Here is a 26,257-nt window from a genome sequence, read left to right as displayed (position 1 = left end):
CGCTCTGATTTTTTATACCAGAGCGATATTGACGTTTTTTTCGATTATGTTAATGATTAATCAACAAAAATTATTTTTTTCTAATTTTAATAAAATATCCTTAACTTGTTCGAGCAATGGAGCAATTTTATTTTCTATTGTATCCTAGAGAATTTCATCTTCTAAGCTAAAATAGGTATGAGCTAAAATATCTCGCAATCCTGCAATTTTTCGCCACTCAGCTTCAGGATATTGATTTCTGATTTCCATTGGTACATTTTTGACTGCTTCACCAATAATTTGTAGATTTCTTACTACTGCATAATGAGTTTTTTCATCACTCACAAAATCTTCTACTCTCATTCCTTGGGTATAACGCTTAATTTTCGTCTCACTCGTTAAAATATCTTTTAAATATAATCGGAGACTACGTGACATTTATTGCTTCCTTTAAAACTGAACTGCGAATTTGAGGTTTTAGCATTTTTTGACTGACTAAATCTACCTTTACTCCTAAATAATCTTCTAAATAAAATTCTAAATCCATATATCGATCAAACGTTACTTTTCCTTCAAATTCAACCAGTATATCTAAATCACTTTCTGGTTTAGCCTCATCTCTTGCTACCGAGCCAAAAATTGCCAGCGATTTAACTCCAAAGCTAGTAATTATTGTTTGCTGTTGTCGTAATTTAGCTAAAATTTCATTTTTAGTCATAATTCCTCATTTTCTCTGATCTCTTGTTCAATTTATTCAGCCAATTATTGGCGTTAGAACTATAAACTATTCTATCCTTAACCCTTGAGTAACCTAATCTCCCAAAGTACACGCGAAATTGTCTTAATGACAAAGTAAGGCGAGCGCTTTTCTTAAAATGGACTAAAACCTTTACAATAAGACGCTTTCATCTAAATTTTGCTATGATACGAGGAATTGATTTTTCGGATTTGCAGATCAAATCCCTACACGCTAGCGTTATTTTCATTAATAAAAATCGTAAAATTTGTTACTAATTAATTATCAAACTATTAAGATTTAGTTACATTTTACAAAAATAGTGATTTTCTGGAAATTTTTGGGAAGTCTAAAGACAAATAGTTTTAATGTCTAAGGATTAAGTTTTATCTATGACTACTTTCATTACTAGCCCAGTTCGTCTTCAGCAGCTTCTCAACGATATTCAAACAGGTAATATACAACTCCCAGATTTTCAAAGAAGTTGGGTTTGGAATGATGAAAGAATTTGTAAGTTACTAACAAGTGTATCATCATCTCATCCCATTGGATCTTTGATGATGTTAGAAACTGGAAATCCTGATGTAGAATTTTATTCACGCCCTCTAAAAGGTATAAAGTTTAGTAATGAACAGCCAAAAGCTACACAATTAATTCTAGATGGTCAGCAGCGTTTAACATCCTTGTTTTTAACTTTGCTATCAGAACAAGTAGTTGAGACAAAAGATGAGCAAGATAAAGATGTTAAGCGTTGGTACTATATTGATATTGAAAAAGCGATTGATCCAAATATTGAGCGAGAAGATGAAGATGTTCTTATAAGTGTACCTGAAAATAAAAAGAAAACAAGCAATTTTGGTAAAAATATTATTTTAGATTTATCAACTTCAGAATTAGAATATAAAAATAAAATGTTTCCATTAAATAAAATATTTAAACATTATGAGTGGGAAAGAAAATATTATAAATTTTGGAAGGATGATGAAAAAACTTTTAAAGAATTTGATGAGTTTAATTCAAAAATTATTGAAATTATTAAAGCTTATCAAATACCTATTATTACTTTAACAAAATACACTCCAAAAGAAGCAATATGCCAAGTTTTTGAAAACGTTAACACTGGTGGGGTTCCTCTTACTGTATTTGAACTACTCACAGCTACTTTTGCATCTGGAGAATTTCAACTTAGAGAAGATTGGAAAAAAAGAGAGAAAGAACTGAAAAAGCATTCAGTTTTAGAAAATACTAAAAATACTGATTTTTTACAAGCAGTTACCTTAGTTAAAACTTATCATTTAGTAAAAATAGAGCAAAAGCCATCTTCTATTAGCTGTAAACGTAAAGATATTTTAAAACTTAATCGCAGTGATTATGAAGATTATGCCGATAAAGTAATGGAATGTTTTGAAAAAGCAGCTAAACTACTTAAAAACGAAAAGATTTTTTATTCTAGAGATTTACCCTATCAAACTCAACCTATTGCTTTAGCCGCCATTTATGCAATATTGGGAGATCTTGCCGATAATGATGACATAAAAGCTAAATTACTTCGCTGGTATTGGTGTGGTGTTTTTGGTAAAATGTACGGTAGTGGAACAGAAACTCGTTTAGCGAAAGATGTACCTCAAGTTATTAATTGGATTAATGGAGGAAATGAACCTGATACGATTCAAGAAGCTAATTTTGTAGCTAGTCAAATTGAGGAGTTATGCACCCGTAATAGTGCTGCTTATAAAGGTTTATTAGCTTTAATATCACAATATGGCTGTCTTGATTATGTTAAGAATTCGACTGTTGAGCAGTCTATAATTGATGGTGCATCAATGGAGATTCATCATATTTTTCCTCAAAAATGGGCTAAAGGTAAAGGGCTTTTACCAAAACAATATGATTGTATTGTTAATAAAACTCATCTTACTAAACCAACAAATACAAAAGTTGGTGGTCATGCACCCAGTAAACATATCAACATACTTCAAGCTTCATATATAGTTTCAGAAGAAGAAATGGATGAACGTTTGAGAACTCATTTGATTGAACCCAGTGTTTTTCGGACTGATGACTTTGAGACTTTCTTTGACAAACGTAAATTTGCTTTATTGGGCTTAATTGAAAAAGCGATGGGTAAACCTGTTGTTTATCCTTCCTCTCAATCATAATTTTTTTACTGTAGGGGTTTGGTTACTAAACCCTATATAAAATTATTCATCTATATTGAGTCTCTACAGAATATTCTATCCTTAACCCCTGACTAACCGAATCTCTCGGTATACACCCGAAACTGTAAGATTAATTTAATACTTGCAGATTATATTTATATTTAAGGGGTATCTGAATGACAGTGACAGCCGCCATTCCTGCTTTTTGTCAAGGAATTCAGCATTTTGGAGAAAATCTCCCAGAATTTGAGAAATATGGAAGAGAAGCCGCAATACAAGAAGGAAATACCGCAATTACATCGCCTAGTGACCCCGTAGCCGTTTATCAAACCCTACTCGCGGCCGATGCGCTACGTTATCTTACTCTACAAACTACAGCAACAAAAGAGTCAGGACATCCTGGCGGTTTTGCGAGTGTGGCTGAGGGTATCGCTTCTTTGGTGATGTTGGGTTACAAAAATCTGATTACAGAAGTTGGACATCATGCCCCAGGTTTTTATAGTAACGTATTTCTCGATCGCTCTCTCGAAGCAATGGGCATCAACACCGTACAGCAACTCGGCGAACGGTTTCGGGAAATGCACGGACTTCTCGGACATCTTTCGGGACAAATACCTGGTCTTCTCAACCCCGCAGGGCCTTTAGGACAAGGACAACATTTTGCGATGGCAGGGGCGAAATTACATTCAGATGTACTATTTCCTGTGACAATTGGTGATGGTGGCTTAGGTGAACCTTATATCATGAGTAGTTTTGCTCACTTTCATACGGCTTACCCGACTGTAACCAATTTCCTCCCGATTTTGGTGTGGAATGGTTATTCACAGGAACATCATAGTATGGTGTCGATTAAGTCTAATGAGGAAATGATTAACTATTGGAAAGGAAACGGTTTTGCCGAAGTCATTCTAGTTAATGCGAAAGACTTTGATGATGCGAACCAAGCGGGTGAGTATGTCGATAGCACTAAGTTTTCTTTCTCTCAAAGATTAGCATTTACCCAAGCTGTTCTAGAAGCAACCGACAAAGCGGCTAAGTCGGCATTAGGTGGCACATTAACGGTTTTAATTATTAAACAACTCAAAGGGGCTGGAGTCCACAAACGCGGCGCACAGTCCCATAATTTATACCCTGGTGACTCTCTAGAAAAAGATTATATTGTTAATGGACTTAAAGAACGGGCTTTATCTCCAGATGCGTGGGCGATAGTACGAACCAACTACGAACGGGCTGCAGGTGGGCCAGCATCTAAGATAGTAGTGACTGAAACTGAATTATCGTTACCCGACTTAGGAACTCTCCCAATGACTGAATATGCAGTTGGAGGAGATAAAAAAGTAGCAACGACTGCGATGGGTGAACTGGTGGTACACGTCGGAAAGCAAGACCCTAATTTTGTCGTGACGAATGCGGATGGAAATGCGGCATCAGGTATCAATAATATTAATGTGGGTCTAAAAATTGTTCACCCGACTGTTGATGATATCTATTTCCAAACGCCACAAGGTCAGGTTTATGAACCTCTTAGCGAGGATGCTTGTGCAGGTTTAGCCGTGGGTTTAGCGTTATTTGGTGCGAGGACGCTATGGTGTTCCTATGAGTCTTTCGCTATCAATGGTTTACCTATTTTCCAAACTGTTACCCAAGCGATGGCCGAATTACGTCGCCCCACCCCTTCAACGGTTACACTGTTTACAGCAGGTGCGTTAGAACAAGGGCGTAACGGATGGACTCACCAACGTCCTGAAGTAGAAAACTATTTTGCGGCAATGATGCGAAATGGTAATGTTTTTCCGTTATTCCCCTGTGATGCTAATAGTATTCAAGCGTGTTACGAATGGGCATTAAATACAAAGAATAAAGGAATTGTCATTACCGCAAGTAAGTCACCGTTACCTGTACGAGTTACTTTTGAACAAACTCGTCAAGCTTTAAAGGATGGGGGTGTCATTCTCCATGATAGTGAAGGAACGAAAAAGGTCGTCTTTGCAGTAATTGGGGATATGACGTTACTTCCTGTATTCGAGGCAGCAACTCAGTTAGAAGCGCAAGGCATGGGGGTTAGAATTGTTTCTGTGATTAACCCGCGTCGTCTCTATCGTCCGAGTGATGTGATGTCCGAGTCTTGTACAGATGCCGATAATCATTTCTTGGATGATGCAGGGTTTGAACGCTTATTTAGTGGTGATGCTTTAATTGGGGTGACAGGCGGGACAAGCGGTATGTTAGAACCTATTATGTTACGCAGTACGGCTAAACGCGATGTTTTTGCTTGGAAACGCGGCGAAACAACAGCAAGTGCGGGTGAAATTATGGCTTTTAATGGTTTAACGGCTACTGCTTTAGCAAAACGGGCTACGGAATTAGTCGCTTAATTCGGTTTTTATATTTTATCCCTGCCTAAGTTTTAGGTGGGGATTTATTTAATTCAATATAAAATTTATTTTACGACTTGAGCGCAAAAATCCGTTAAAACTTGAGCGAGTAACAAGAACGTTAAGACCCTTAGAGCAAGCTAAAAAACGTAAGCGACGAATCTTAAGAACTAACTTAAGCATAACCAATTCAAGAAACCAACTGATAAGGTGCAAGGGCTTAATTTTAATCAAGTTTTTAAAAAAGTAAGTTTTGCTGCAAAAGATTAACATAGGTTAAAATTTTAAAACCCTGATCTAAATGATAAGCAAAAAGATGATCTCTAAAATTAAAGACTTAAGCAAAAATATAATTTGGTCAAAGATAACTCTTTCTTTCAAAAATTGTGAAGAACAAGCAGAATACAATTTTGTTCTTCCCAATCAATCACTACGCATGGGTGTAAGTGCGATGTTACGGGCTAAGAATGAAGAAAAAAAGATCTACGACTGTTTAAATTCAATATTTGATGTTTTTACAGAAATTGTTTTTGTTGATAATGGTAGCACTGACAAAACTTTAGAAATTTTAAAAAATTTAAAGAGGAGAAAGATACCCATGATAAGATAAAAGTTTTTAATTATCCTCATAGAATTGCTCGCTGCGGTGAAGAACACTTCTCGACACCTTCTGACTCTCTTCATAGTCTTGTGTACTATTATAATTGGTGCTTATCAAAATGTACTTGTAGTTATGTTTGCAAATGGGATGCTGACATGATTCTACATCGAGATTGTTATCAAAACTTTAAACAACTGATCCTAACTCTTCCTTATGGTCATCCCAAAATGATGATCTTACCTATACAGACCCTTTATCGGGACATCAATAATAATTACTATCTCAGCAAAGGGGAGATTAATCAAGAGCCTCGCATTTTCCCAAATTCTGCGAGCATACATTTTCATAAAGCAGAAAAATGGGAAAAACTACAATCAAGAATTAATCTTGATTGGCAACAATTTCCATTACTTTGTATTTATGAACTTAAAGACATCAATGAAGATGAATTTGCTCATTGGACAAATACTGATTTTAAAACTGAACGTAAAAACAGAGAATACAATAATTTTCAACTCATTAAAAAAGGCGAGATAGCTTCATCTCAATTTGAAAAACATGGTTCTGATTTTATGACCTCTGTTCTTCCTTACCCATTATCGACGCAACAATTAATTAAAAAAACTAAAAATCAAGAGTTGTCATTGCCAGCAAAAGCAAACAAATCTCAAGATTTTGAAGTGATTAAGACCAAATTTTTGACCAAAATATTGCCGTATATAGAAATTAAAAGTGTACGTCATTATCTAGGACGGCATAATGTTAATATTTGGGTTCTTCGGGAGATTGAAGTTAACCCTTCTACAGAGTATAATCTTGATGAATTATTCAAATTGCGTTGTATTTTTTTTCATATTCCTAAAACAGCAGGACTGTCAGTATGTGATGCTTTATTTGGAAATCGAGGAGCAGGTCATATAAATGTGTCGAATGCTCGTTACATTTTTGGAGAGCGGAATTTTCGCTCTTTTTTTAAGTTTTGCTTTGTTCGCAATCCCTGGGATCGTTTAGTCTCATCCTATCACTACTTGAGAAAAGGGGGGGTTCGTAAGTCTATCAGTCCTTGGATACGAGAAAAAATTTTAGCTTATGATAATTTTTCTGAGTTCGTAAAAGTCGGACTGATTTCAACTGATGTACTCAATGAGCAACATTTTCGACCGCAATATAAATTCGTGTGTGATAAACATGATGTTCTGAAAGTTGATTTTATTGGACGATTTGAGACCTTAGAGCCAGATTTTTATAAAATTATTCAAGAACTTGGTATTAAGAGTCATTTACCTCACCATAACCCATCAAGTCGTGAAGATTTTCGTCAATATTATGATGACGAAATGATTGAGATAGTTGCCAAGCTTTATGAGCGTGATATTCAACTATTTAACTATCGCTTTGATTCTTAACTTTTTTCTGTTCGCATACTCCCCAACCCTCGACTTTAGCTAACCTCAGTTTGGGATAAGAGAACAAAAAAGGCGGGGGCGTTTTAAGCTGAAAATATTCAATTAATCAGCACCCCCAACTTATATCTAGTAAAAAATCTCTCTTTCTCGTCATAAAAGCCCTGTTAATTTTTATGTCAATCCCCTCTGTGGTTTAATTGCTTATTGACTTGCCCTTTACTTGTGACGGTGCTTCTATTTTTTGTGTTGTCATGGCGTTATCATAAGGTAGCAGTTACCAAGACAATCTTTAATTTTCTGGCTCTATTCCGTTTTTTATGTGGCAAATTCAGGAAATCTAAGATTAATTTAAAGTGGCTTCTAATTGTTGCTGATTCCAGAGTGTTTGATAAATTCCAGGCTGTAATAATAAGTCTTCGTGAGTTCCCATTTGGACTATTTTCCCTTGATCCATAACAAAAATCCGATCGGCATTGGCAACGGCAGATAGTTGATGAGAAATAAAAATAACGGTTTTTTTCTGTTCGGTCGCTAGATTATTTAAAATGTTGGTGGCTGTTTCATTATCGACACTCGAAAGGGCATCATCTAAAATTAGAATTGGTGCATTGATTAATAAGGCTCTCGCTAAGGCAGTTCGTTGACGTTGCCCTCCAGAAAGGGTGATTCCTCTTTCTCCAACTAGGGTTTCATATTGTAGTGGAAAATTTAAAATCTCTGGATGAATTTGAGCTTGTTTCGCCGCCGCTTCAACTGTTGTATGTTCAGCAATTGGCTCACCATAACGAATATTATTCTGAATTGTGGTACTAAAGAGAAAACTTTCTTGAGGAACATATGCGATCGCTTTGCGTAAATCTGCTAAATTAATTTGAGTTACATCATAATCGTCGATAAATAATTGTCCTGAATTAATGTCTAATAGCCGAGGAATGGCATTTGCTAGGGTCGATTTTCCGCAGCCAATTGGGCCAACGATCGCCACCGTTTCACCCGCTAAGATTTTAAAACTTACTTCTTTTAAAGCAGGCTTTTTCGCCCCAGGGTAAGTATAAGTTAAAGAATTTGCTCTAATTTCTCCTTTAATGTCTTCTAGAGGCAATAACTCGCTATAGGGAGCATTTTTAATCTGGGGTTCCACCTGTAAAATAGCTTCGATACGATCAATGCTGACTTCACCCCGTTGATAGGCTGTAATGGTAAATCCAAGCAAGGCGGTGGGAAAGCCTAAACCTTCGACTAAAATGATTAAAGCAATAAAATCACCAGTGGTAATTTCTCCATTAATAATGGCGCGGCTCCCTAATACCAATAAAATCAGTAAACTAACATAGGATAAACCCTCCACGATGGGAAATAATAAATTTCTCGTCAGGGCTAAATTTAGATTAGCTGCTAAAAGTTTAGTATTTTTGTTCTTAAAAGCCCGTTTTTCATTTTCTTCTTGTGCATAAATTTTAATTAGCGACATTCCACTCATGTCTTCTTGAATGAGTTCACTAATATCAGATAGTTTTTCTTGTACGTCTAATTGTTGAACTCTTAAACGATCGCTAAAAAGTTGTACAGTAATCAACATCAATGGATAAATCGTGATCGCCCATAAACTTAAAGACACATTGATCGCCAACATGGCAGGAAGTGTTAAGGTATAAGCAAAAAAGGTATTGACAATACTTAAAACGGCAAATCCTAATAAACGACGAATATTATCAACATCACTGGTAGCGCGGTTAATTAAATCACCCGATGTATTAATCGCAAAGTAAGCGGGTTCAAGTTTCAACAAATGCTGAAAAATCTTTTGTTTAAGTTCGTATTCTACCTGACGACCCACCCCAAATAGCAAGACCCGTGATAACAATCGAATCGCTAACATAATCGTTGCTAGGATAATAATTAAGATCACGTAGTACCAAACTTGTGAGAAGCTAAACGTAGCTTTAAGTTGATCCACACCATCTCGAATCAGTAAAGGAATGTAAACACTTAAGCTATTAACGATAAATAAGGCAACAACCCCGATTAGAATGATTCGCCAATGGGGATAAAGATAACTAAGTAGCTTTTTAAGTCGTCTGTTGTTCATTCAATTAAAAAAATTTATTTAGAGTGCTAAATTTTGGGCTAAAAAACCGAGTAAGATAGCGACGATTGCACCGATGAGTGTGTTGATCACATTCACGTATTCATTCGTTAACCATTCCCACTTCGTCTGTAAGGTTGCACCGATGAGACTTTCTAAGTTTGTTGCCACAAAAGCGGCTAATATACACCAAATTACGCCGATTCCTGAGATAATGCCAATTCCCAAACCTAAAGACGCGATCGCAGCAGAAGCAAAAACCCCCGCTAATGTCCCTTCTAAACTAATTGCGCCTTCGGTTCCGCGTGGCACAGGTTGTAAAGTAGTAATTAAAAAAGTTTTTTTTCCGTAAGCTTTGCCGACTTCACTCGCACTGGTGTCCGATAGTTTTGTACTTAAACTCGCTACATATCCTAAAATCAATAATTCCTGATAAGGCGAACCCACCAGTAAAGTGAGTATAGCGCAAAGAGATCCTGCTAGTGCTGATCCCCAGACATTCTCTGGCCCTCTCATTCCAGAACGCTTTTCCGCTATTCCTTCTGCTTCTTTTTGCTTGATCCCAATTTTAGTAACGGCTGATCCAACGAGGAAATAAAACATAATTAGGGTATAGCCTCGCCAACCCAGTGTACCCCAGATCAACACACCCAGCACCCAAGCATGAAGGTATCCCGCAGGAGTTAAAAGTTTTTTGGGAATGATGTAAGCGATCGCTAGTAAAATGGTGTTGAGTGCGAACGCTATTAACCAAACAGAGGAGAGATTCATAATTACTAGGATCGAGACTTATTTTTTATTTTATCGTTTCTCCTCTAAAAAAGCTTTCTACGGTAACTCAAACACGTCGGCTAAAACCGTAAACTCATTATCCGAAAGACGCTGTTTATTCGGCGTATCATAAACAACTAAGATTGATTGAGTTGAATTAGTATTAGGATAAATGGTAATTCCTTCAGCGCGATCGTTTTGGAAGCCATGAGGAATTTCAAATAATAATTTTAATATTTTGTCATCTTGTTCAGTCAAACTATTTTCTTGAAGCTTAAAGGGATTATTTAACTCGAATAGCCGCATCGAAGCATCTAAACTCATGGTTGGCCCAGCAAGGATTAATAAATTATTTTCCTTAAAACAAAGTTCTCTAATTCCTAAGCCATTTAAATCTACAAAATGTAGTTTATAGCGTTTTCCCTCACTACCAATGGGTTTAAGCGTTAAAACTCCTGATGCGAATTCCTCGAGTTCTATTTCGATTAAAATCGCAATTCCTCTTAAAACAGGGCCGCGTAATCCAATTAAGATTTTATGATATTGAAGCACAAATCCTTCAATATCAAAACCATTGTCTTTTCCAGGTAGATTACTAGAAATAATTTCTCCCAGATAAGGATCTTGTGATAAAACTTGAATTAATTCGTTTGTATTAGTCCCTCGTTTTAAAACGGCTGAATGTATTGTCTCTGTTGTTTTAACTAATTTTTCGCCAACTAGGGGAATACGAGCAAGTAAATAACGATTTCCATCAAACGATACGGTTAATTGCTTTCCTTTAATCGGATTTTCTTTAGCTTTTTTGCGTTTGCTACTATGAGAACCAATCAACCATAAATATTGACCATCATAGTCTAATCCTTCGATATCGATTTCTTTTTGTTCTGGATCAAAATCATCTAATAAGTTTTGTATAGCAAATCTTTGATGATTTCCGTAAGTATGATCATCTAACTTTTCTAAACGTTCTATCGCCACTTCTTCATCAGCAGCTAACCATAAATATTGTCCATTTTCCGTAAATACCGCAGCCGATAGTTGTTCAGTGATTGGTTTTTCAGGATCACTATATTTAGGCTCTTTCTCAAGATAGGTAGCATCAAATTTAAGTTGAAGCTGTTTTATGAAATGACTTGTGTTCATCAATAAAACGATAATTTAAACTAGATGAGTTTGATAGAATAAAAAGTGAGTTGCTTAATTGTAACGATTTGGAGATAAGTTTTTAGCAATATGAAAAAATATTTACAGCTTATCGGATTGTTTTGGAGTACAGCGATCGCGGCAGAGTTAGAATACCGTTTAAACTTTATTATCGCAGGCTTAAGCAGTTTAGCCAACTTAGTCGGTAGTTTATTCGGCTTGTTTCTATTTTATCGAACAGGTTATCAATTTCAAGGTTGGTCATGGGCTGAAGCTCTGGTAGTTTTAGGTATATTTACTTTACTACAGGGGGTTTCGGCGACATTTTTGGTACCCAATCTTAATCGTATCGTCGAACAAGTGGAACAAGGAACATTAGATTTTGTTTTGCTAAAACCCATTAGTAGCCAATTTTGGTTATCAACTCGAACCTTATCCCCTTGGGGCTTTCCTGATTTGATTTTTGGAGCTATTATTATTTTATATGCAGGATTTCAATTAAATTTAAGTTTTCAATCATATTTATTGGGATTAATACCGATTTTATTTGGAGTAATTATTTTATACAGTCTGTGGTTTATGTTAGGAGCAACAAGCATTTGGTTTGTTAAAATCTATAATGTTACAGAAGTTCTTCGAGGTTTGCTTGAAGCAGGACGTTACCCAATGGTCGCTTATCCTGCTATTTACCGCTTCTTTTTTACCTTTATTATTCCCGTTGCTTTTTTAACAACAATTCCTGCACAAGTGATGTTAAATAAAGGGCAATTGATTGGGGTTGCAGGTTCGGGAGTTCTAGCGATTGCTTTATTATTCATCTCAATCTGGTTTTGGAAGTTTGCCCTAAGATTTTACACCAGTGCTTCTAGTTAAGCTTTTGATGTGATGTAAATTTAAACTAATCTTCAAGCACATTACTAATGTTGAGTTGCTAAGATGAATCATGCTCTCAGTCGTAAAATACATAAAGAGTCAATGAAATGGCTTCGGACAATTCCTTTTTTAGTTTTGGGTGGAATCGTTTTTGCATTTAACTCAAATCTGGAACTAAACTATTTGATTAAAGGGTATTTGATTTTGCTCGAAACGCAATTCGGGATTGTTATTCTTTATTTCCTAGTTACTAAATTATTGAGAAAGAAAAAGGATTTTAGTTTGTAGTAGGAGTAGAAAAAATGAAAAATAAAAGTGTAGCTACTTTATTAGCTTTCTTTTTGGGTGGTTTTGGGATACATAAATTTTATTTAGGTGAAACGTTAGCTGGAGTTTTATACTTAGTATTTTTCTGGACGATGATTCCAGGACTCATTGCTTTCTTTGAATTTATCGGTTTATTGATAATGTCTGAACAAAGCTTTAATGCTAAATATAATTCTAATTATTTTCTGGGGCAAACGATGAATTATATCGGCTCACAAAATAGCGTTCAAGAATCGTCTAAAGATAAAATGGCTATTTTAATAGACTTAAAAAAATTGTATGATTCAGGTGTGATTACCGCCGAAGAATATGAAGAAAAACGTCGTAAATATTTAGATTCATTATAAAGAAAATGAAACTATCAACTCGTCAGAAAAATAACACAAAATGGCTTTGGTTAGCTTGGGTACCTATCATTGGTGGAGGTGCGCTCGCTTATACTGGATACAAAACTAAAACAAAAAGTTGGCTAATTTTAGGTATTCTATTTATTTTAATTAATTTAATATACACATCCAATCAACTATTACCATTTGTGTTAATTTGGTTAGCTCAAATAGCAACTGCTTTTTATATACAAAAAAAATATTTAACTAAAAATAATAGATATTTATTAAGTAATTTTGAATTGCCGAATGCCATTGGACAAAAAGAGCAGAAAATAGATATTAATAAATGTTCTAAAGATGAAATGGTTTATCAACTCGGTTTACCGATCATTTATGCTAATAACATAGAACTTTTACGAAATGAAGGATATTTATTTACAGATTTAGAAGAATTAGCTGATATTGCTGGAATACCCAAAAGCTATCTAAAACAATTAGAGCCATTAGTGACATTTAGATATCATCCTGAATTAGAAGAAGATTTATCATGGAGACGAGTTAATAGTTATTCAAAAACTGAATTGATTAACTGTGGACTTGAAGAACAAGTGGCACAAAAAATTATAGAAGAAAGAGAGAAAAATGGTAGCTTTTATTCAGTTATTGAAATTAAACATAGAACTGGTTTATCTTTAAATCAGTATCGAAATATTATTTAGTATACCCAATTGAGCGTAAAAACTAACATTAAGCGATAAAAATTGATATTTTAAAAGATTACTCTAAAAATCAATATAATAAAAAAAAGAGTTTAGAAACGTCATGACTTACAAAATTCGTTTGTCTAAAAAGAAAACCTATTTAACTCTCTTAATTCTTTGGGGACTAGGTAACTTTGGACTTTTTTCAACAATGGATTTAAGCTTATCTTTAAAGTTAAGTAGCTTACTCATATTTCTGATGGGTGGGTCATACATCGTTAATTATGGATTCTACCACCACCGTCGTAAACTCGATTAAGTTGTAAAAAACAGTATGGAATCTAATCTTAAACACCAATTATGTTGTAATTAGGCTTGATTTTGATTACCTTCCGTTTCTGCGCACCAACAATTAAGATAAAAACGCTCTTCATGACGATTAATTTGAGCATAATAACTTTGAACAAGCTAATAAAAATTAAATCAAAGGTAGATCATATCGTTATTTATTTGAAAACCGCCTTAGAAAAAATTCTAAGACGGCTATTGATAGTAAAACAAAAAACTATGAAATACTACGAAGAATGAGACCATTCAGTATGGAAAAATTCGCCTTTTGGCTTATCAATGCGTTCGTAAGTATGTGCGCCGAAATAGTCGCGTTGTGCTTGGGTGAGATTTTGGGGTAGGCGATCGCGTCGATAAGCATCAAAATAGTCTAAAGAAGAACTAAACGCAGGAACAGCAAGCCCTAACTGATTCGCTAGTACTAATACTTCCCGCCAAGCTTCTTGACGATCAAGAATGGTTTGTTTAAACTCAGGTGCAAGCAGTAGATTGGGTAAACTGGGATTTTCTTGGAAAGCTTTTTTAATCTTATCAAGGAAACCTGCACGAATAATACAACCACCCTTCCAAATGCGGGCCGATTCAGGCAGACTGATATTATAGTTATATTCTGCCGATGCCTTAGCAATTAGAGCCATTCCTTGAGCATAAGAACACATCTTAGAACAGTAGAGTGCATCCCGTACCTTATTCACGTAACTAGCAACATCTCCCTCAAATTTAGCAGATGGCCCCATCAGTTCTTTAGAGGCTGCCACCCGTTCATCTTTGATTGAAGACATAATACGAGCATTCACCGCCGCATAAATCGTGGGAATGGCTACACCTAATTCTAAAGCACTCATGACCGTCCAACGTCCTGTACCCTTTTGTCCTGCGGTATCCATGATTAAATCAACTAGATGTTGATTTGTTTCGGGGTCAATATATTTAAAGATATCGGCAGTAATTTCAATCAAGAAAGAATTTAACTCATCTGTTGTATTCCATTCGGCAAAAACTTCATGTAATTCGGGGTTTGTCAGACCTAGACCATTTTTGAGAAGATCATAAGCTTCTGCAATTAGCTGCATATCGCCGTACTCAATGCCATTGTGTACCATTTTGACATAGTGACCCGCACCACCTGGCCCGATAAAAGTCACACAAGGCCCATCATCGACTTGAGCGGCAATTTTGATCAAAATGGGTTCCAATTCAGCATAAGCGGCTTTGGTGCCACCTGGCATCAAACTAGGGCCATTTAAAGCACCCTCTTCACCTCCACTGACACCCATTCCGACAAAACCGAGTCCAGTCGCTTCGAGTTCTTTGGTTCGTCTTTCTGTATCTTCATACAAAGAGTTTCCACCATCGATAATCATATCATCTGGCTCTAACAGGGGTTTAAGTTGGGCAATCACATCATCAACGGGTTTCCCTGCTTTAACCATCACCAAAATTTTGCGGGGTCGTTCTAAAATCTGAACAAATTCTTCTAGGCTATAGGCAGCTTTTACGTCCTTTCCTTGGGCGCGAGTTGCCATAAATTCATCTGTTTTGCCTGGGCTACGATTGTAGACAGCGATCGGAAAGCCCCGACTCTCTACGTTGAGGGCTAAGTTTTCCCCCATCACGGCTAAACCGATCACACCAAAGGTTCGCTTAGTCATAAAATTGTCAGTCAAATGAAATCATTTACTCTTGGTTGTAACGCGATCTACCAGGAGAAGAACATAAATGTTAGTTTTTTTTAAGACTAGCGATGACAGAAAGAGGCTAAGCATACTACACCTATGGAGTATTGTGCGATTTGATACCATCATCAAGTTAAATAATAAAGTGACAAAGATAACTATCTATCTCGCTTGTCTGACTTTAAATTATTTTGAGTTACTACAACTGGACTTGACAATTAGTTTTTAGGTACTACAATTGTCAGGAGATCGCTACGTTAAGTTAATGAATGACATGGGTTGAAGCACTAAATGTTAAGTTTTCTTGATATTAATTATTGCAAGTAATAGTGGTCTTATTAGATAATCATCTATTCCATAAATAAATTTTTTAACTTTTTGTTGTTGGGTACCAATTTTCATCTAATATTTGCTCAACCGTTGCAATGGGTTCAATAGGAAAAGTTTCTAGAGGAAGATTGGAACGCTCGGAAATGATTTCTTTAGCGTCTTGATAAGATTCTTGAAAAATTTCTAATAGATAGGCTTTAAGACTGGGACTGGCTTTTAGTTCTTTTTTGATTTGTTTACGAAAGTTACAGATTTTTGCTTTCCAATGGCTCTCATTATAATCTTTTTCAGTTGTCCAGTGAGCGAGTTTTAATAAATGCTCAAATAATCGAATCAGAAGACCTTCTAAAGTTCTTTTTTCACTTCTGCCCATGCTTTCTAACTCTAAAAGCAAGTTTTCCCAATCGACAGCCGAAAATTGCTGTAGGCGAATTTTTTGTATCGTTGTCTTTAGCCAAAGATAATAATCTTGTTCGTATAAGATTGAGATAGTTGGCAAGGATGGCATCTGAGTACACTACAAGGGTAAATCTTCTTCGGCTTTCTTTCTCATGGGGATAGCGGTTTTTTCGAGTTCGGGTAAGGCGACTAATTCGCGTTGTTTTTCACGAACTGTATTCGGCATCAACATCGGTAAAGGTTCAGGTTTATCTAACCAACAACTCGCCACAGGTAAGGTATGTTCTAAGTCTTCTAGGAGTCTCGGGATAATCATTACGGCGTGTAATTCTCCGATACGTTCAGCTTCAGCCATTCCAGCTTCGATCGCAACTGCCACATTCGCAACTGAACCTCGTATAATAGCGGTACACAAGCCATCGCCAATCGTTTCATAGGAGGCAAGCTGTACATCGGCTGATTTCATCATCGCATCAGCCGCCCCTACCATCGCAGGAAATCCTCTAGTTTCGAGTAAGCCTATTGACATATTACTCAAACGGCTGTAGCCTTTTTGGTTTTGAGCAATTTCTACCAAACGACTGCCAATGGGGAAAATGGCTTCTAAATTCGGCATCGGACGAGCAATCACCAGTTTAGAGACTAATTGGCCAAATTGTTCGGCGGTTCTAGCTCCTTCTTCGACTGCTAAACGCACATCCGCAATATTTCCGCGTACAATAGCAGTACAGTGACCTCCGCCAATTTTTTCGTATCCAACTAAAGTCACTTCGGCGGATTTTAGCATCATATCGGCTGTTCCAACAATGGCTGGAAAACTGGTGGTAGAAACCAAACCCAACGCGCTATCTTGTGCGAGACGCTTTGATTTAACTTGCCTCCGAGGTGCGGGTTTTGAGGGGGAAATGGGTTTGCGTTTATCTAGTTGTGACATTGATGGTTAGCCTGCCTGACTCGTCGTCTAGTTTTGTTGTCAGCTATTCTGTTACTATCTAGTTTAGCCTGTCAATAATAATCGATCCTGAAGATTTTTAATCACATCGATTAGTCCTAGTCATCATTGTAATCACTTTCAAACCCTATGAGCGAAAATCCGCAAGACACTTCTTTAGAGTTAAGTAATGCAGAATTATCTGAAATCCTACGTTCTCTGTTACACAAAGAGGGCAGTTGGATAGACTGGGGCAAAAAGTGTCAAAAGTTACAAAAGGCTGGCTATCCGTCTCAAGATATTTTTGAACAAACGGGGTTTCAAGCAAGTCAGCAAAATATGATTATCGTGGCAGCGCAGGTTTACGATAGTGTGTTACAAGCGAATGTCCCAGAAGACGTTTTAGCCTATTGTCGCGGCCCAAGAAGTGATGTATTGTATGAGTTCCGCATTCTCAATCAAAATCAACGGGCGGCGGCGGTAGAATTAGCTAAAGAGAAAAGATTAGAAGCGGATGAAGCCAAAGATGTAGCCAAAGCAATACAAGAATTTTACCGTCTTTCACAAGTTCCTGCCGATTTTACGAAAGTAGCGGGGGATGCGGTGGCTTATCAGTGCTGGAAACGTGCTAGACAAATTAAAGATTTACAAGATCGCTCCCGTTTGATTGCTAAAGGGTTAAAATTTGCTCAGTCTGCTACAGCTAGACAAGCCATCGAACGATTATTAAGCGATTTTACTGTAACTTCGAGTCGGAGTGCGCCCTTAATACCATTACATCGTCTCGAAGAAGAGGAGGAATTAGCTAGAGTGGTTCCCGTCGTTGGGCAATATCCCATTACTAAACAAGCGCTAGAATCAGTTGATGCGATCGTAGCAGAAGAACCCTTTCGCACCATTAGCTATTCGGGTTCGGGGATGATGGTTCCTTTACCTGGATGGCAAGCGGTTTTAAAAGCAAAAGATCCTGTTGCAGTATTATGCAAGAGTGAACAATTACCGATTAATTTATCAGGAAACACAGAACAAGTTCTAGTGATTATCGAACGGACTGTAGAACAATGGGATGTCAATAGTTATTTTGTAGTTGAACAGGATAATCAAGTCATTTTCAAATGGTTTGAGGAAGAACCAACGCTACCTTTACTCGGACAAATCATTTTAGTGTTACGTCCTAAAAGAATTCTTGATGAAAATAATTTGATTGAACCTTGGCAAATGGATGACTAGCAAGCAATGAAAAGAATTGAATAATTTCTTTTAAAGACTAGCTTTCAGCATTAAGTAATGTTACATTGGGTCATGTTTATTTATCAAGTTTGATAAACCATGCACTTACAAAAGCTAGATGCGATTCGAGGATTAGCGGCTTGTTATGTCGTTATCTATCACATTATTGCACCTCTAAAAGGTTTTCCTCAAATCATTAAAGATGTCTTTTTTTCCTTTGGGCAAGAAGCTGTTATTCTTTTCTTCTTACTCAGTGGCTTTGTGATTGCCTATTCGGTTTACAAAAAGCAAAATATTACTTTTAGAGACTATTTTATTAAACGTTTTAGACGAATTTATTTTCCTTTTATATGTTCATTAATACTGTCAATTCTTATTTTTGCTGTTCAAAATAAATTATTTAAAGAATTTACATGGGGTAACCTATTCGGCAATTTATTAATGTTACATGATTTTGGAGCCGTTAAACCAGGAGTTTGGTTTCATCCTTTTTTGAGCAATTATCCGCTTTGGAGTTTGCCTTATGAATGGTGGTTTTATATGTTGTTTTTCCCCTGTTATAAATTATTACCTAAAACTCCTTATCGAATTTATTTTATTTTAGCTTTATCTGCTCTAGCTATGATTAATTATATGATTATTCCAAATCAAATTGCTCTTTGGTTATCCTATTTTATTATTTGGTGGTCAGGTTTAGAAGCAGCAACAATATGGGTTAGTCAAAAAAAATATACTTGGAAAAATATGTCACCTATTATTTTTTCTTTAATTTTTATGACGGCTTTGATTACAGTTCCTGTTTTACAAAGTGAAAAAATTCAGTTTGGTTATTATCCTTTTGTTATTTTAAGACATTTCGCAGCCGCTTTAATTGCAATAATTCTTGGCTTGATTTGGTATCGTAATAAACTTAAATACTTTGATAATTTATTAGGAATTTTTACTAAAATTGCTCCAATTTCTTATGGTATTTATATTTTTCATTATCCTGTATTAGAACAGTTAAACTTACATTCAGTAATTCCTAATCTTTTTTTAGAATACTTGATTAAACTAGCTTTTATTCTAGGTTTATCTTATTGGGTCGAAATTAAACTACAACCTTTAATTAATCAGTGGCTCAAATAGTGATAAATCCAACTCCCTATCACCTTTATTTTCTAACACGGCTTGGCGACCTTTTTCGGGCAAATAAGTTAAATGAATACCAAGATAGTTCTGCGGTAGATAGGGTAAACGCTGCGCCCATTCAATAGCTGTAATTCCTAAAGGGACATCAATTCCTTCCCAATAGGATTCTAAATATAATTGATTGACTTCTTGAGATTCTAAACGATATAAATCTAGATGATAAAGCGGAATACGTCCTTTTAAATATTCAGCAATGAGAGTAAAAGTAGGACTAACGATCGCTTCAGTGATCCCTAAACCTAAGCCAATTCCTTGAACGAGAGTGGTTTTTCCACTTCCCAAATCACCTGTTAATAAAATCACACTTCCTGCGGGCAGCAATTCACCTAATTGTTGCCCTAATTTTTGGGTAGAATCGGCATTTGATAAAAAAATACTACGCATACTAACTTTCACTAAACCATCGAACTAAGACTCTTGCTAAACGCTGTGGGTCATGGCGAACATAACCTGTAATTTCATTTTCACTCATTACATTTGCTAGTACCAAAAAACACCCCAAACGTGATACCTCTTCACGATCTAAATAAACAGGATGACAATTCTCTGCTGCATAACGTTTCAAAGCTAATTCAGAGGGCGAGATTTTTTGGACTAATACTGCATCAAACACTCTTTGTCCACACACTTGATCAATAGCCCGTAGATGATCGCTAACGGTATAATTATCCGTTTCACCCACTTCGGTCATGATATTGCAAATATAGATACGTGGTACCTTAACTTTTGCAATGGCTTCTCGAATGCCTGGAACAAGTAAATTTGGAATCACGCTAGTATACAAACTTCCTGGCCCAATGATAATACAATCAGCGTCCTCTATAGCTTTGATCGCAGCAGGTAAAGCGGTTGGATTGGGTGGCTCACAACCAATAAGACTAATTTTGCCGTTTGCTTCCGTAATTTTAGACTCGCCTTTGATGATGCGACCGTCGCTTAATTGGGCCCATAAACAGACATCGGTGAGGGTTGCGGGTAAGACTTTTCCTCTGACGGCTAGAACTTTAGAACTAGCTGCGATCGCTCTTTCTAAATCCCCCGTCACTTCCGTCATTACTGTAAGAAATAGATTACCAAAACTATGACCACTTAATCCATCACCTGCTTTAAAACGATATTGAAATAATTCGGTTAATAATTTCTCTTCATCAGCTAAGGCTGCTAGACAGTTACGAATATCCCCTGGGGGTAAAACCCCGATTTCTCGCCGTAACCGTCCTGATGATCCACCATCATCGGCAACAGTGACGATCGCAGTAATATTAGCACTATATTGCTTCAAACCACGTAATAGGGTCGATAGTCCAGTCCCCCCACCAATAGCGACGATTTTCGGGCCACGGTTGAGACGGCGATGGGTGAGTAAGACATCAACTAATTCTTGATCACTGTCGGGTTGCAAAGCTTCTGTAATCGAACCAACAGTACGACTTTGGCCCCACAATAACAAAAATAAACCGATCATGACGGCGAGTGGCCCCGATACATAACTGGGAATCAAACGAGTAATTAGTTCTAGTAACTGGGATAACAAACCAATTAAGCGGTTAATGGGGGTTAGCTTAACCCAAATAGCTAGACCGAGTGAAAGTAAAATCGCACCTGTCAAACTAATTAATAACCAGCGTTTGATAAACAATCCAGGCGATAGCCATTTAAACCACCGATTCACTCGCCTGGGTGTTTTTTGACTCATTAATGATAATTTACGCCTTTCCAATCCGAGTTTGCGTAAGACGTTTTTGATTGGACTACCAGACATAAAGACAAACTCACATCAAAAAACAGCCGTCCATCAGAAAATTCTACTGATTAGATGAATTTTCTCAAGTTTTATGGCTATAGACCCGTCAATTTTGCTAAAAGTTGCCTCACCCCGTACCTTCATTGTAGTCTACGGTGAGACTAAATACTTAGTAGCGCACCTGCATATAAGCGGCTTCTGAAATAGTGGGGATTTCGGCGTATTTTCCCGAAATAGATTGAATAACCGAATAAATACAAGCCGCTAAGGTTCCTAGAAAAATGACGTTAAATAGTGTTTCAGTGAGTAAACCGCCACCCGTTCCTCTTAACAATACCGACAAAACTAAGCCAACTAAAAAGACGAGAATATCAATTAGAATCGCCTGCATCGTATTAAAGCGAATAAAATGACTGATTTTTGGATTTCTAACAACTGCAAGGAACAACACAAAAAAGAGAATTAAATTGCCAAATGGAATACTGTTAACCAAGGCCATTGGCAGTACAGGAATCGCTAGATAACTTAAAATTGGGAATTGTGCGATGAGAAATGTCCCAAATTTAAAAGCAGAGGCTAAAGGCATAATATAAACCAAAGCCCCGAAAATACGGTCTTTTACGTCTGCGGAACCGCGCCAGGTCATTTTTGTATCTCCTGTTGAATTCGTGATCTAGGTCTATTCCAAGATAACGCAATTGTTGACTTAATCAATATTAGCGACCCGAAAGCCCATCCGACACTCGAATAAAGTCGGTTGACTGTTTTCTGCAATGGATAGCTTTCGGCCACATTTTAAGTTCCCTTGAGACCAACGCGGTTGTCCCTGATGGGTGGCTAATAAACACCCTTGACAGACTTGCTGAGTTGATAGCACTTGTTCATCGGCAAGAATGACTAACATACTCTCACTCTCCTCTTGATCCCCGATGTTTCTGCTTATATTCTAATGCTAGTTCTTTAAATTAATGGTTCTCTTAGTTACAATTTTAATGAAAATTTGCATCCCATATTCCTATATAAATATGATTGCTTTTCTGGCGTTCAATTGTACCTTTTAGTGAGCCGACGTTAAATGAATATCTTTGTTTCTGTCCTTGATAAACTTGTTCTAAACCTTGTCTGACCAAGGGTGTTGTATTTCCTGAAAGTAATTGATTGAGGGTTTGTTGCATCGTTTTTAAGCTAACGGATGGCGTAAAAGAAACTTCAGTTTGTCGAATTTGTCCTGTTTGATTATCAATTAAATAACCTAAATCAACTTGGTCGGGAATTAAATCTTGATACCGAACCGCTTGGCTATCTCCCCAAAGCCCTTTCTTGATAAACGTGGGGGTTCCTAATTGATTAATTACAGAACTTTTCACCGTTCCTACTGGGAAAATGGGAACTTTGGGCGAATAATATTGGCTTTGAGTTTGAGGTGGTTCGGGTTCGGGTGTTGGGGTAACTTCGGGTTCGGGTGTCGGAGTTGGTTCGGGTATTGGTTCGGGTTCAGGTGTTGGGGTAACTTCGGGTTCGGGTATTGGTTCGGGTTCTGGGGTTGGTTCTTCAGGTGGAGGTACAGGAATTGGAATACTTTCAGGAGTTGGTTCGAGTGTAGGTTCAGGTGTGGGTATCGGAGTTGGTTCAGGACGCGGTTTGGGTGTAAAAATTGGGCTAGGTGTCGCTTCGGGTGTGGGTGTTGCTTCGGGGGTTGGAGTTGGTTCAGGACGCTCGGGAAATTTGGGTAAAAATGCTCTAAAACCAAGGAAAAAAGCACTAAATACAATTCCCAAGAATAGTAATGTGGGTAAGAAACATCCAAGAGGTGATTTTTGGGGACGTTCTTCTAATTGTGAAGGTTTAATGACAGGAACAGTAACAGGACGAGTCGGTTTAACGACAACGGTTTGCGGAGTTCCTGGTGATAGGGCAATGGTAGGTTCAACGATAGATTCACCAATCGATAAAGCTTGTAACATCTCTGTAGCACTCTTAAAGCGATCGCGGGGATGAAAGCGAACTGCTCGATCAATGACAGATGCTAGATTAGAGTGAAGATGATTTGCTTGTTTTCTCCAGAGAATTTCCCCCGTCGTTGGGTCAGTTTCTAATTCTTGGGGTGTTTTACCCGTCAGTAAATAAATCGCCGTTAGACCTAAACCATATAAATCACTAGAATAGACGGGACGACCTGCGGCCTGTTCTGAGGCCATATAACCAGGTGTTCCAGAGACAACGGATAAGGTTGAGTGTCCCGAAGCATCAATCACGGTTGCCACTGCTTCTTTCATGGCCCCAAAATCAATCAGGACAGGTAAATTATCACGGTTGCGTAGGATAATATTATCAGGTTTAAGATCACGGTGAATAATTTTGCGATCGTGAATAAAAGCTAGAACAGGTAAAAGATTCAACAAAATTTTTTTAACTTGTTCTTCTGACAAATTGCCTTCATGCTGTCGTTTTTGGGTGAGGGTTAGTCCTTCTATCCATTCTTGAACCAGATAAAAATTAGCTGATTCAGAGAAATAAGCATAAAGACGGGGAATTTGTTCGTTTTTTTCCCCTAATTCTTCTAAAATCGCAGCTTCTCGTTGAAAGCGTTCTTGTAACCATTGTGGAATAACGGGATATTGAACAACGGGTTTAAGTTGTTTAATGACACATTTGCGACTCGATGGCATATAGGTATCCATCGCTAGAAAGGTTTCGCCAAACCCCCCTCTTGCTAGTGTTTGTTGAATCTGATAGCGATTATTTAATAAATTTGTCATCCACGAAAACCAATCACTAAGACAATTATTGTTCTAGTACTCCTCAACCTATGATAAGCCGTCATTCCCTTAAATGTCAGAGACTCTAAATGTTGACGTAAGGTTTCAGCTTATAGGTATGCTGCAAAAAATATGATATTCTACCTATACTTCAATGGTGTTTAGGATTAGATTAATGTTGTCATTAATCGCGGCTATTTCTTCTAGGATTAAAAAACAATTTTGGCTTTGGTTCTTAATAATTTTGTTTATCTTTAACGCTTCAGCAATTGCAGCAGATCGAATCCCTTTAACGATTACTTTATTACAAGAACGAATCAGCACACCGATTTTAAGCGATGGTGTGGCTACGATTGATTTACGCAATTTAATCATCGATTTAACTGACAATAATTCAGACTTTAGAGAACAGTTTTATCAACTTTTACAAAATCAAATTACTCGATCTAAAAAGCCACTCGGATTAGATTTAAGTGGGTCACAAATTAAAGGTGATTTTTTAGGACAACGTTTAGGTCTGATCACACTTTTATCAAAAGCAGCTTTATCAACTTTATTAACACCAGCAGAACAAGAATTATTACAACAAGATAAAAAATTTTCTCTAGTTGATAGTGAGCAATTATCATCGGTTATTGTCTTTCGAGGAGGGTTAAAATTACTAAATACTAAATTTTTAGGTAAAGTTGATTTTTCTAAAGCTTTTTTTCTTAAACCAATTGAGGCATCTACTACTTATTTTTATTCGGATAGTATTTGGATAGATGCGCGTTTTGGTCGCATTGCTGATTTTAGTCGTTCTCTTTTTGCCAAAGAAGCTAATTTTAATCAAAGTCGATTTTTAGCTACTGCCAAATTTAAACAAGTTCAATTTAAAGGTGTTTCTAAATGGGTCGATAGTTGTTTTGATAATGGTGGCAGTTTTACACAGGCGGATTTTACTCAAATGGCAGATTTTACAAATAGTCAATGGTTAGGAGAGGCAATTTTTAATCAAACGGTTTGGCGCGATCGCACAATGTTTACTGAAAGTTATTTTTCTCAAGGAATTAATCTTAAAAACTCTACTTTTGAAAAATCAGTTGTTTTCAGAGCCAGTTATTTTGATAATGTAATTGATTTTCAAGATGTGAAATTATTAGATCAAGTTGATTTTAGTAACGCCGAATTTACTGAACAAGCTAGTTTAAATGTTGCGGGTTTAGCGTTTGATTCAGACAAAGCCAGAATTTTAGGAGATGCTGGAATTATTGGCCAAGTAATCTCTTTACCCAGTTTAGAAGGGAATCAGGCTGTTTTGAAAAATTTAGTCAGAAACTTTAGAACTTTAGAGCTAATTTCTGATGCGAATCAGATTGAATATAAACGAGAACTTTTAAGAGTTAGAAAATTACATCAAAAAGTTTTTGTGGGTACTCTAATAAAAATGCTTAATTTTGCTTGGTTTAAAGCTTTTATCTATTGGGTACTTTTAAATATATTATTACTATTAAGCAATTATGGAACCAATTCTAACTTAGTCTTTAGTACAGGAATTATTGTTATTAGTTATTTTGGTTTGCTATTTTGGTTAATTGATCGTTGGCGTAGAAAATATCCGACCCCGATTCTTCCTAGTCGCTATGATATTATTTGGATGATTAATAGTTATTTAACCTTAACTTTGATTGGTCTATCAGGTATTTTCCAATCTTCAAATCATCCTTGGCTTAGTTTAGGTTGTTTATTGTTTATTTTATTTCCGATTCCTCTAACTTTAACCATTCTTTTATATCAACAGGGACGCTTTCACGATTTAATGGATGTCTCTTATTTGGTACAAGATGGAACGCTTAGACAACTAAGAATTTTAATCGGTCGTTTGCCCATTATTCCCGATTACCCAATGTTTCGAGAAAGATATATCCCTATTTTGTGGGAACGTCGCTGGAATTGGTTAAATTACTATGATTTTAGTTTAAATAATTTATTAAAAACAGGCTTTAATGATATTCGTTTAAGAGATGAACATTTACCAGGATTAGTCACGAGTTTAGTCTGGTATCAATGGACGTTAGGTATTCTGTATATTAGTCTTTTACTTTGGACGCTTTCTAGAACAATTCCAGGTTTGAATTTATTAATTTATTTGAAGTAATATTTAATGTTAAAATAACAGCA

General features: G+C 36.6%; 24 protein-coding genes. 11 read left to right on the top strand and 13 right to left on the bottom strand.

The genetic code is table 11. From position 1 onward, the window contains the following. Nucleotides 1-144 precede the first annotated feature (144 nt). On the bottom strand, nt 145-417 hold the full coding sequence (locus CFPU101_RS20630; protein ID WP_242578138.1) for a DUF86 domain-containing protein: 273 nt from the start codon (nt 415-417) through the stop codon (nt 145-147). Next, complete coding sequence (locus CFPU101_RS20625) at nt 407-697, bottom strand: nucleotidyltransferase family protein (protein WP_206817205.1); 291 nt, start codon at nt 695-697, stop codon at nt 407-409. The genes CFPU101_RS20630 and CFPU101_RS20625 overlap by 11 nt, the downstream gene beginning before the upstream one ends. Nucleotides 698-1,107: 410 nt before the next feature. Here CFPU101_RS20625 and CFPU101_RS20620 point away from each other — a divergent pair, with 410 nt between their 5' ends. From CFPU101_RS20620 to CFPU101_RS20605, 4 genes are all read left to right on the top strand, one after another. Further along, nucleotides 1,108-2,874, top strand: coding sequence for a DUF262 domain-containing protein (locus tag CFPU101_RS20620; RefSeq protein ID WP_206817204.1), 1,767 nt, complete (start codon nt 1,108-1,110; stop codon nt 2,872-2,874). Between the two features lie 176 nt (nt 2,875-3,050). Continuing rightward, nucleotides 3,051-5,249 (top strand): phosphoketolase, encoded by a 2,199-nt coding sequence (locus CFPU101_RS20615; protein WP_206817203.1) that lies wholly within the window; start codon nt 3,051-3,053, stop codon nt 5,247-5,249. 316 nt (nt 5,250-5,565) lie between these two features. Then, the gene (locus CFPU101_RS20610; RefSeq protein ID WP_206817202.1) at nt 5,566-5,859 is read left to right on the top strand and encodes a glycosyltransferase; all 294 of its coding nucleotides are present in this window, start codon (nt 5,566-5,568) and stop codon (nt 5,857-5,859) included. 218 nt (nt 5,860-6,077) lie between these two features. Further along, nucleotides 6,078-7,256, top strand: a complete 1,179-nt coding sequence (locus CFPU101_RS20605; RefSeq protein WP_206817201.1) for a sulfotransferase family 2 domain-containing protein — start codon at nt 6,078-6,080, stop codon at nt 7,254-7,256. Between the two features lie 343 nt (nt 7,257-7,599). On the opposite strand, the gene CFPU101_RS20600 is transcribed toward CFPU101_RS20605, so the two are convergent. Genes CFPU101_RS20600 through CFPU101_RS20590 form a run of 3 tightly spaced genes read right to left on the bottom strand, consistent with a single transcriptional unit; the run spans nt 7,600 to nt 11,259 of the window. Next, on the bottom strand, nt 7,600-9,345 hold the full coding sequence (locus tag CFPU101_RS20600; RefSeq protein ID WP_206817200.1) for an ABC transporter ATP-binding protein: 1,746 nt from the start codon (nt 9,343-9,345) through the stop codon (nt 7,600-7,602). A gap of 18 nt (nt 9,346-9,363) precedes the next feature. Next, complete coding sequence (locus CFPU101_RS20595; RefSeq protein WP_206817198.1) at nt 9,364-10,113, bottom strand: TIGR00297 family protein; 750 nt, start codon at nt 10,111-10,113, stop codon at nt 9,364-9,366. Between the two features lie 57 nt (nt 10,114-10,170). After that, a complete protein-coding gene (locus tag CFPU101_RS20590; RefSeq protein WP_206817197.1) occupies nt 10,171-11,259 on the bottom strand; it encodes a DUF3616 domain-containing protein in 1,089 nt (362 codons plus the stop codon). Nucleotides 11,260-11,349: 90 nt separating this feature from the next. On the opposite strand from CFPU101_RS20590, the gene CFPU101_RS20585 reads away from it, so the two are divergent. The 4 genes from CFPU101_RS20585 to CFPU101_RS20570 all read left to right on the top strand — a co-directional run bounded on the left by CFPU101_RS20585 (nt 11,350) and on the right by CFPU101_RS20570 (nt 13,808). Then, on the top strand, nt 11,350-12,132 hold the full coding sequence (locus tag CFPU101_RS20585) for an ABC transporter permease (protein ID WP_206817196.1): 783 nt from the start codon (nt 11,350-11,352) through the stop codon (nt 12,130-12,132). A 302-nt stretch (nt 12,133-12,434) separates the two neighbouring features. Further along, complete coding sequence (locus tag CFPU101_RS20580; RefSeq protein ID WP_206817195.1) at nt 12,435-12,806, top strand: NINE protein; 372 nt, start codon at nt 12,435-12,437, stop codon at nt 12,804-12,806. A gap of 5 nt (nt 12,807-12,811) precedes the next feature. Continuing rightward, nucleotides 12,812-13,507: a helix-hairpin-helix domain-containing protein gene (locus CFPU101_RS20575; RefSeq protein WP_206817194.1), complete on the top strand. Its 696-nt coding sequence runs from the start codon at nt 12,812-12,814 to the stop codon at nt 13,505-13,507. A 103-nt stretch (nt 13,508-13,610) separates the two neighbouring features. Continuing rightward, entirely contained in the window at nt 13,611-13,808 is a 198-nt protein-coding gene (locus tag CFPU101_RS20570; protein ID WP_206817193.1) for a hypothetical protein, read from the top strand. Between the two features lie 256 nt (nt 13,809-14,064). Here CFPU101_RS20570 and gnd read toward each other — a convergent pair whose 3' ends face one another. The 3 genes from gnd to CFPU101_RS20555 form a co-directional block, all read right to left on the bottom strand. Then, nucleotides 14,065-15,489, bottom strand: a complete 1,425-nt coding sequence (gene gnd / locus CFPU101_RS20565) for a decarboxylating NADP(+)-dependent phosphogluconate dehydrogenase (RefSeq protein ID WP_206817192.1) — start codon at nt 15,487-15,489, stop codon at nt 14,065-14,067. 394 nt (nt 15,490-15,883) lie between these two features. Next, on the bottom strand, nt 15,884-16,351 hold the full coding sequence (locus CFPU101_RS20560) for a DUF29 domain-containing protein (RefSeq protein WP_206817191.1): 468 nt from the start codon (nt 16,349-16,351) through the stop codon (nt 15,884-15,886). A gap of 9 nt (nt 16,352-16,360) precedes the next feature. Continuing rightward, nucleotides 16,361-17,176: a carbon dioxide-concentrating mechanism protein gene (locus tag CFPU101_RS20555; RefSeq protein ID WP_206817190.1), complete on the bottom strand. Its 816-nt coding sequence runs from the start codon at nt 17,174-17,176 to the stop codon at nt 16,361-16,363. A gap of 147 nt (nt 17,177-17,323) precedes the next feature. Here CFPU101_RS20555 and CFPU101_RS20550 point away from each other — a divergent pair, with 147 nt between their 5' ends. Further along, nucleotides 17,324-18,403 (top strand): RuBisCO accumulation factor 1, encoded by a 1,080-nt coding sequence (locus CFPU101_RS20550; RefSeq protein ID WP_206817189.1) that lies wholly within the window; start codon nt 17,324-17,326, stop codon nt 18,401-18,403. A 99-nt stretch (nt 18,404-18,502) separates the two neighbouring features. Then, nucleotides 18,503-19,531, top strand: a complete 1,029-nt coding sequence (locus CFPU101_RS20545; protein ID WP_206817188.1) for an acyltransferase — start codon at nt 18,503-18,505, stop codon at nt 19,529-19,531. On the opposite strand, the gene tsaE is transcribed toward CFPU101_RS20545, so the two are convergent. The 5 genes from tsaE to CFPU101_RS20520 all read right to left on the bottom strand — a co-directional run bounded on the left by tsaE (nt 19,508) and on the right by CFPU101_RS20520 (nt 24,097). Further along, nucleotides 19,508-19,978, bottom strand: a complete 471-nt coding sequence (gene tsaE / locus CFPU101_RS20540; RefSeq protein ID WP_206817187.1) for a tRNA (adenosine(37)-N6)-threonylcarbamoyltransferase complex ATPase subunit type 1 TsaE — start codon at nt 19,976-19,978, stop codon at nt 19,508-19,510. The two genes, CFPU101_RS20545 and tsaE, sit on opposite strands and share 24 nt — an antisense overlap. A gap of 1 nt (nt 19,979) precedes the next feature. Then, on the bottom strand, nt 19,980-21,356 hold the full coding sequence (yvcK, locus tag CFPU101_RS20535) for a gluconeogenesis factor YvcK family protein (protein ID WP_206817186.1): 1,377 nt from the start codon (nt 21,354-21,356) through the stop codon (nt 19,980-19,982). A 151-nt stretch (nt 21,357-21,507) separates the two neighbouring features. Then, a complete protein-coding gene (locus tag CFPU101_RS20530; protein ID WP_206817185.1) occupies nt 21,508-21,984 on the bottom strand; it encodes a Tic20 family protein in 477 nt (158 codons plus the stop codon). 60 nt (nt 21,985-22,044) lie between these two features. Next, complete coding sequence (locus CFPU101_RS20525; RefSeq protein ID WP_206817184.1) at nt 22,045-22,242, bottom strand: hypothetical protein; 198 nt, start codon at nt 22,240-22,242, stop codon at nt 22,045-22,047. 85 nt (nt 22,243-22,327) lie between these two features. Next, on the bottom strand, nt 22,328-24,097 hold the full coding sequence (locus tag CFPU101_RS20520; RefSeq protein WP_206817183.1) for a serine/threonine-protein kinase: 1,770 nt from the start codon (nt 24,095-24,097) through the stop codon (nt 22,328-22,330). Between the two features lie 175 nt (nt 24,098-24,272). Here CFPU101_RS20520 and CFPU101_RS20515 point away from each other — a divergent pair, with 175 nt between their 5' ends. Beyond that, complete coding sequence (locus CFPU101_RS20515; protein ID WP_242578136.1) at nt 24,273-26,234, top strand: pentapeptide repeat-containing protein; 1,962 nt, start codon at nt 24,273-24,275, stop codon at nt 26,232-26,234. Nucleotides 26,235-26,257: the final 23 nt, after the last annotated feature.

The sequence above is a fragment of the Chroococcus sp. FPU101 genome (assembly GCF_017312365.1).
GTDB lineage: Bacteria > Cyanobacteriota > Cyanobacteriia > Cyanobacteriales > Microcystaceae > Chroococcus.
This window is presented reverse-complemented; position numbering and strand designations above follow the sequence as displayed.